Source organism: Methylocystis sp. (assembly GCF_051062815.1).
Lineage (GTDB): Bacteria > Pseudomonadota > Alphaproteobacteria > Rhizobiales > Beijerinckiaceae > Methylocystis.
Genome location: NZ_JBPFDU010000038.1, coordinates 1 through 7,712 on the forward strand (window position 1 = coordinate 1; position 7,712 = coordinate 7,712).

A 7,712-nucleotide genomic window follows, 5' to 3' on the forward strand; every position below is an offset into this window, starting at 1 on the left:
TGCGTATTCGTCAACGAGCCTGTGCGCTCGAACCCGCGTCTGCCGTTCGGTGGCGTCAAGCAGAGCGGCTTCGGTCGAGAGCTTTCGGCGTACGGCATCAAGGAATTTGTCAATATCAAGACAGTTTGCGTCTATGGCGGCACCGCGGAACGAGAGCGATGAGCGACCGCTGATGGGATCATCTCGGGCTCGCATCGGCCGAGCATGGCCGCATATCTGATCAGGGGCCTCATCGTGAGGCGCGAGAGATGCTCGATGCGTGTGGCGCGGCAATAAAGGTTAGGAGGGATTACGATGGCGGATCTGCGGGGTGGTCAGGCTTTGCGCGTGCGCCATGTAAGGATCGCCAACTTACGAAATCAGCTGCCGCATCCACAAAAAGGCGGTCTTGAAACTGAGCGGACTGCTGGCGCGGCGATAGTGGGCATGAAAATTGAGCCTTGTATCTATCAGGAGCAAACTGGTCTCGGCGCCTATCTTCAGCTGGGCGCGTCGCTCTCTTCCGGAAATGTCGGCTACTGAACGCGACGCAATAGAAGCGGGGGATGTCTGGTGGGACGCCGAACTCTTCACCGGCGCGCCGGACTGGAGCAAACTTCTCGCTATGCCGCCGGCAAGTTTGAGCCGGGCGGAGCAGACGTTCCTGAACGGTCCGGTGGAGGAACTGTGCCGCATGCTGGACGAATGGAGGATCCAGTGGGAACGGCGCGACTTGCCCGGCGAGCTTTGGACCTTTCTGAAACAGAATAAATTCTTCGGAATGATTATTCCGCAAAGATATGGCGGCTTGGGTTTTTCCGCCTATGCGCATTCACAAGTGGTTCGCAAGATCGCCAGCCGCAGTCCCACAGCCGCTGTCACGGTGATGGTGCCGAACTCACTCGGGCCGGGGGAACTGCTGCTCGAGTTCGGAACCGAGGACCAGAAGGCGCGCTGGCTCCCGCGCTTGGCCGACGGGCGCGAGATTCCATGTTTCTGCCTAACCAGTCCGCAGGCCGGCTCGGACGCCTCCTCAATGACGGACACAGGAATCGTCTGTTACGGCGAGCAGCATGGGGAGCGTGTGCTCGGTCTAAGGCTAAACTGGCATAAACGTTACATCACGCTGGGTCCTATCGCGACCGTGCTTGGTCTCGCTTTCAAGGTCTACGATCCGGATCGTTTGCTTGGCGGCGACGAAGATCTCGGCATCACCGTAGCGCTCGTGCCGGCCAATACGCCGGGGGTCGAGATCGGCACACGGCACCTCCCGGCTTTCCAGGCCTTCCAGAACGGCCCGAATCGGGGACGCGACGTTTTTGCGCCGCTCGACTGGATCATCGGCGGGGAGGATCGCATCGGCGCCGGCTGGAAGATGCTGATGAGCGCGCTCGCCGCCGGGCGTGGAATCTCGTTGCCGTCATTAGCGGCAGCCACGGCGGCTTTCACCGCCCGTTCGACCGGCGCCTATACGCGAATTCGGGAACAGTTCGGGGTCCCCATCGGCGAGTTGGAAGCCGTGCAAGATCGCCTCGGCTACCTTGCCGCCACGGCCTACGAAATCGACGCGGCGCGACGGCTGACCTGCGCCGCCTTGGTCCAGGGCTACAAGCCCGCCGTCATATCGGCGATCATTAAGGCTCACGCTACCGAACGCATGCGCAAGTCGGTGGATGTCGCGATGGATATTCACGCCGGGAAGGCCATCATGGATGGGCCGAGAAATTATCTCGGCAATCTCCACCGGATGACGCCGATCGCCATTACTGTCGAAGGCGCGAATCTGTTAACGCGCAGTCTCATCATTTTCGGACAGGGGGTGATCCGCAGCCACCCTTATCTCTTGGAGGAAATGCTCGCGCTGGCTGATCCTGACAAAGGGGTTGAACGGTTCGACCGAGCGCTCTGGCGCCATGTCAGACATTTCTTCGCCAATCTCAGCCGCGCATGGTTGTGGAGCTGGAGCGGAGGTCTTGTCGGCCCGGCCCCGAAGGCGGGCGCCGTGACACATCATTATAGGCAGCTATCCCGATATGCCGCGTCGTTCGCGTTGGTCGCTGATTTCGCCTTGCTGACGCTCGGCGGCCGGCTCAAACGAAGGGAGATGATCTCGGCGAGACTCGGCGACGTTCTCGCCGAACTCTATTTCCTGTCAGCTGTGCTCAAACGGTTTCATGACGAAGGTCGGCGCGAGTCCGACGAGCCTCTCGTTGACTATTGCGTCGCGGCGGGGATTTGCCGGATCGAAAACCTTCTCGTCGAAACGCTCGCCAATTTGCCAAACCGATTCATCGCGCGAATGGCGAAACTCATCATTCTCCCGTTCGGCGCGAGGCGACTTGGACCATCGGACGATCTGGCGCGACGCTGCGCGGCGATCCTGACGCGACCGAGCGAGGCGCGCGAGCGGCTCACCGCTGATGTTTTCAGAGGATGTAGCGGCGACGCCGTTGCGCGACTGGAGCGGGCGTTCGACCTGACCATCGAAACGGAGCGGCTGCGCCGAAGGCTACGCGAACCAAAATGCGACTCGATCGAAGACGGCTTGCAACAAGGCGTCATCGACGAAAATGAGGCTGAGCGCTTGCACGCGGCGGAGTCCGCCGTCTTCGATGTTATCGCTGTCGACGACTTCGAGCCGAGAGAGCTGTCGCCGCTCGTAGAAGAGGATCGCTTGCAATGGCCAGGGCGACAACAGAGGCCCGACCGCGCAGCGGAATGAAGCGGCGCGTCTATCTCGTGGACGGCGCGCGAACGCCATTCCTCAAGTCGCGCGGCCGGCCGGGCCCGGTTACGCCCGTTGATCTCGCCGTCCAATGCGGCCGACCGTTGTTGTTGCGCCAGCCGTCCGTGGCGGAAGCCATCGACATGACGATTCTGGGCTGCGTCAACGTGATCGCTGACGAAGTCAATCCAGCGCGCGTTGCCGCTTTGCGGCTCGGGCTCGACGAAGAGATGGTCGCATTCACGGTGCAGATTAATTGCGGTTCGGGCATGCAGTCGATCGACACCGCCTTTCGCTACATTCAGGACGGGTCCGCCGATATCGTCCTTGCCGGCGGCGCTGAGGCCCTCTCTCATGCGCCGCTTGTCATAAGACGCGACGCGGCAGACTGGTTCGGACGGTTCTCGATCGAAAAGAGCGCATGGAGAAAAGCGAAGCGGTTGACCGAACTGCGACCTCGATTTTTCAAACCCATTGTCGGACTGGAGCGCGGGCTCACCGATCCGATCGTCAATTTGAATATGGGACAAACCGCAGAGGTCATTGCTCATCTTTTCTCCGTTACCCGCGAGCAAGCCGATCAATATGCAGTGACGAGTCATAGCCGCCTCGCGCAGGCGCAGGACGCTGGCTTCCTTAAGGGCGAGGTGATCCCGATCGTTGATCGAGAGGGAAATCTTTACGAGAGGGACGACGGCGTTAGACCAGATACATCGGTCGAAAAACTGGCCGGGCTTTCGCCCGCTTTTGAAAAACCTTACGGCCAGGTCACGCCGGGAAACAGCTCTCAGATAACCGACGGCGCTTCGTGGACGATCCTCGCCTCCGAAGCCGCAGTCGACAAACATCAGCTCGCGCCGTTCGCGCGCATCGTCGACTCGCAATGGTCGGCGCTCGATCCTTCGATCATGGGCCTGGCTCCAACACTCTGCGTGACCGCATTGTTGAAGCGCAACGGGCTCGCGCGTGACGACGTCGATCTTTGGGAAATCAACGAGGCTTTTGCGGCGCAAGTCCTCGCTTGCCTCGCCGCGTGGAAGGACGAAGCCTATTGCAAAGAAGGCCTGGGACTCGACGGCCCCTTCGGACTTGTAGAGCATGATCGGCTCAATGTTGACGGCGGCGCCGTCGCGCTCGGCCATCCGGTCGGCGCTAGCGGGAATCGCATTACGCTACATCTCGCCAACGCGATGAAGCGTATTGGCGCCAAGCGCGGCGTTGCTACGGAATGCATCGGTGGCGGACAGGGCGGGGCCATTTTGGTTGAGGCCATTTGAAGGAGAGCGACCATGGTCGGCAAGATCTGGTCCATTCTACAGCCTCGGAATCTTGAGCTCGGGCCGATCGTCGAGCCGTCATGGCGCGGTCGGGATTGGCTCCTGAAGCGAGACGCGGATGATATCGCCTGGCTGTTGCTGGATCGAAGCGGCGAGAACGTCAATACACTCTCGGAGTCGGTGCTTTCCGAACTTGATGAATGTCTCGGCGAACTCAAAGGTCGGCTGCCAAGGGGTCTCATCTTACGGTCCGCCAAGCCTTCCGGTTTTATCGCCGGCGCCGATATTCGCGATTTCCGTGAATTGCGCGACGCTACGGGGTTGAAGGCGCGGCTCGATCGGGCGCATGCCATATTGCGCAATCTGGAAGCGCTCCGCTGCCCGACACTTGCAGTTATACATGGCTTCTGCCTGGGCGGCGGTCTTGAGCTCGCGCTGGCTTGCGGCTGTCGCATCGCCACAAGGGGAGCCATTTTCGGATTTCCGGAGATAAAGCTCGGCCTGCATCCCGGTCTCGGTGGAACGGCGCGCTTAACGGGATTGGTCGATCCTATTGAAGCCATGACAATGATGTTGACGGGCCAAACGCTCTCCGCCTCCAAGGCGAAGTCGCTTGGCCTCGTAGACATCGTAACCGACGAGCGCCATGTCAGGGCGGCCGTGAACACGGCGGTTGCCGCAAAGCCAAAACACGCTTGGAGAGGATGGAGAGCGACCGCGCTTTCACTCGCGCCGGCGCGAAAGCTCGCGGCCTCCGCTATGCGCGCCAAGACCCGACAAAAGGCGCGACCGGAACACTACCCGGCGCCCTACCAACTCATCGAGCTGTGGGAGCAGGATGGCGGTCGAAGAGAAGCGATGCTGAAAAATGAGATCCAATCATTCGCCGATCTCCTCCTCGGCGAAACTGCGCAGAATCTCATTCGCGCATTCTTTCTCCGCGAGAAACTAAAGAAAATCGCGAGTTCCCATCCAACCAACTCTGATCTGCAGCATGTTCATGTCGTCGGCGCAGGCGTCATGGGCGGCGACATCGCCGCCTGGTGCGCACTCAAGGGGCTCCGGGTAACGATTGCCGATGCGGATCGGCTTGCACTGGGCAAAATGATGAAGCGCGCCCAAGAGCTTTTCGCACGCCGACTCGACGGTGCCGCACAGAGGCGCGACGCGCTCGACCGTTTGGTGCCGGATTTCGAAGATTTCGGCGTCGGTCGCGCCGACATCGTGATTGAAGCCGTGCCAGAACGAATCGACCTTAAGCGTGAGGTCTTCCAGTCGATCGAACCGCGCATGAGCAACGACGCCGTGTTGGCGACGAACACCTCGAGCATTCCGCTGGAGCAGCTGCGCGATGCGCTATGCAAGCCCGAGCGACTCGTTGGCCTACATTTTTTCAACCCCGTTGCACGCCTCGAGCTGATCGAAGTCGTGCGCCACAATCTTGTGAGCGATGAGGCGCTTGCAAGGGCGCGAGCATTCTGCGCCCGGATCGACCGCTTGGCCGCGCCGGTTGCCAGCGCCCCTGGTTTTCTCGTCAATCGCGCGCTTACGCCCTACCTGCTCGAAGCCCTCGTGATGTTGGACGAGGGCGTTAATGCAGAAACAATCGACGAAGCCGCAGAGCGCTTTGGCATGCCGATGGGGCCCGTCGAAGTCGCCGATCATGTCGGCCTCGACATTTGTCTGGATGTGGCGGACAGGCTGAGAGCATCGGTCGAATCCCTTCCGGAGGCGCCGCCCTTGCTGCGTGAGAAGGTCGAACGAGGCGAGCTCGGTCGCAAATCGGGCAAGGGCTTTTACGATTACGCCGACGGCAAGCCAAAAAAAATCAGCGCACCAGAACCCGATGAAAGCATCGCCGATCGTCTTGTGCTTCCTCTTGTTAACGCCTGTGTCGAATGTTTACGTAAGGGCGTCGCCGAGGATGAGGAGACCATCGATGCGGCGATGATTTTCGGCGCCGGCTTTGCACCATTCCTCGGCGGACCTTTGCGCTACGCGAGGACACGCGGCGCAGAAAATATTGTTTCGGCGCTGCGCGAGCTGTCCGGGAAGCATGGCCCGCGCTTTGCGCCCGACGAAGGCTGGTCGAAACTGGACGCGCCGATTTGACCATCGTCCATGACAACGTCGGCGCGCTCGCTGATCGTATCCTGGAGGAAGTCGGAAGAGACATCGTCCTCGGCCTGCCGCTTGGTTTGGGCAAGGCGAACCATGTCGCCAACGAACTTTACGCCCGGGCGGCTGCGGATCGCAGCATCCGGCTACGTATCTTCACTGCTCTCACGCTCGATCCGCGGACCTGGAAAAGCGACCTGGAGCGCCGCTTTGTCGAGCCGCTGAATGCGCGCCTGTTCTGCGGCTATCCGAGATTGAGTTATGTTGAGGCGGTGCGAAACAACGCGCTTCCGCCGAACATCGAAGTGAACGAGTTCTTTCTGCTCGCGGGAGAATGGCTCGCTGCTCCGCTGGCGCAGCAAAATTATCTGTCCGCCAACTACACTGATGCCGCCAAATATTTGATGGATCGTGGGCTGAACGTCATCGCCCAGCTTGTTTCGAGACAACGCCCGGGGGCAGACGCGCCGCTAAGTCTTGCATGCAATCCGGACATCACTCTCGACGTGCTTCCCTTGCTTGCGCAAAAACGCAAGCGCGGCGAGGCGGCTATTCTGGTGGGACAGGTCAATAGCGAGTTGCCCTATATGGGCTGGGACGCAGCGCTTCCAGTAACCGCTTTTGATCACATTCTGGAAGCTGACGCTTACGATTTTCCGTTGTTCGGCGTCCCGCGCCTTCCGGTATCGGATGCGCAATACGCCATTGGGCTTCGCTGCGCTGCGTTGATCCCCGATGGCGGAACGCTTCAGATTGGCATTGGCTCGATCGGCGATCGCCGTAGCTTATGGCCTTTGTCTGCGCCAGGAACACAATAAGGATTTTTGTGAAGCGCTAAGCCGATTAGACGGCGATGCTGAACAAGCGACTGATTCGTCATGGTTGAAGCTCTCGACCGAGGAATTTTCTATTGGCCTTTATGCGGCGAGCGAGATGTTCGTCGAGAGCTTTCTCGATTTGTATCGGGCCGGCGTTCTCAGGAGGACTGCGGAGGGCGGCGTCCTCTTACATTCCGCATTTTTTCTTGGCTCAAGCGGCTTCTATCGTGCGCTGAGGGAACTGCCGGAAGCGGAACGCGACCGCTTCCGCATGACGGCGGTGTCTTTCGTCAATCAGCTTTACGGGGACGAGCATCGAAAGCGTCGCGATCGCATTCAAGCGCGGCTCGTCAATACGACGATGATGGTGACCGCGCTCGGCGCCGCCATTTCCGATACTCTTGACGATGGACGCGTCGTCAGCGTCGTCGGCGGCCAGTATAATTTCGTGGCGCAGGCGTTCGCGCTGGACGACGCTCGCTCTTTGATGACCTTGCCGGCCACTCGACATATTGGCGGTCGCTTTTTCCATCACGAATCTCAGGCGCCACCGGCTCTACCGGGGCACTGGTCACGCCCTAAATTCCGGGCTTGCGCAACGAGGCCGGCAATGCCCTGTCGCCGAAATCAATCACTGATCGTTGGAGGATTTTACCCGTCGAGTCGATGACCAACTGAAAGCGCCGACCCTTATGGAAAAATGTCAGCCGATATCGCCCCGCATCCTCGTTCTCACCCTTCTCGCAACGGCTCGTCACTTCCCCGTTGCGCATTAGCGATTGAACCGCAGGGATT

The 7,712-nt window shown here is 60.0% G+C and carries 8 protein-coding genes; 7 read left to right on the forward strand and 1 reads right to left on the reverse strand.

Translation table 11 applies throughout. From position 1 onward, the window contains the following. The 7 genes from ACR65W_RS05810 to ACR65W_RS05840 all read left to right on the forward strand — a co-directional run. A partial coding sequence (locus tag ACR65W_RS05810) for an aldehyde dehydrogenase family protein (RefSeq protein ID WP_434499076.1) occupies window positions 1-162 on the forward strand: 162 nt, incomplete at its 5' end. A 132-nt stretch (window positions 163-294) separates the two neighbouring features. Then, on the forward strand, window positions 295-522 hold the full coding sequence (locus ACR65W_RS05815) for a hypothetical protein (RefSeq protein WP_175095807.1): 228 nt from the start codon (window positions 295-297) through the stop codon (window positions 520-522). Next, window positions 434-2,701 carry an acyl-CoA dehydrogenase gene (locus tag ACR65W_RS05820; protein ID WP_196398998.1) on the forward strand — a complete coding sequence of 756 codons (2,268 nt, stop codon included), beginning with the start codon at window positions 434-436 and terminating at the stop codon, window positions 2,699-2,701. The genes ACR65W_RS05815 and ACR65W_RS05820 overlap by 89 nt, the downstream gene beginning before the upstream one ends. Next, window positions 2,698-3,981 carry an acetyl-CoA C-acetyltransferase gene (locus ACR65W_RS05825; RefSeq protein ID WP_175095809.1) on the forward strand — a complete coding sequence of 428 codons (1,284 nt, stop codon included), beginning with the start codon at window positions 2,698-2,700 and terminating at the stop codon, window positions 3,979-3,981. The genes ACR65W_RS05820 and ACR65W_RS05825 overlap by 4 nt, the downstream gene beginning before the upstream one ends. A 12-nt stretch (window positions 3,982-3,993) precedes the next feature. Next, window positions 3,994-6,093 carry a 3-hydroxyacyl-CoA dehydrogenase NAD-binding domain-containing protein gene (locus ACR65W_RS05830; protein WP_175095810.1) on the forward strand — a complete coding sequence of 700 codons (2,100 nt, stop codon included), beginning with the start codon at window positions 3,994-3,996 and terminating at the stop codon, window positions 6,091-6,093. 86 nt (window positions 6,094-6,179) lie between these two features. After that, the gene (locus ACR65W_RS05835) at window positions 6,180-6,917 is read left to right on the forward strand and encodes a hypothetical protein (protein WP_434499075.1); all 738 of its coding nucleotides are present in this window, start codon (window positions 6,180-6,182) and stop codon (window positions 6,915-6,917) included. Further along, the gene (locus ACR65W_RS05840) at window positions 6,835-7,587 is read left to right on the forward strand and encodes an acetyl-CoA hydrolase/transferase C-terminal domain-containing protein (RefSeq protein WP_175095812.1); all 753 of its coding nucleotides are present in this window, start codon (window positions 6,835-6,837) and stop codon (window positions 7,585-7,587) included. Before ACR65W_RS05835 ends, ACR65W_RS05840 begins: the two co-directional genes overlap by 83 nt. Here ACR65W_RS05840 and ACR65W_RS05845 read toward each other — a convergent pair. Then, window positions 7,496-7,690, reverse strand: coding sequence for a DUF6522 family protein (locus ACR65W_RS05845; RefSeq protein ID WP_434502384.1), 195 nt, complete (start codon window positions 7,688-7,690; stop codon window positions 7,496-7,498). The two genes, ACR65W_RS05840 and ACR65W_RS05845, sit on opposite strands and share 92 nt — an antisense overlap. Window positions 7,691-7,712 lie beyond the last annotated feature (22 nt).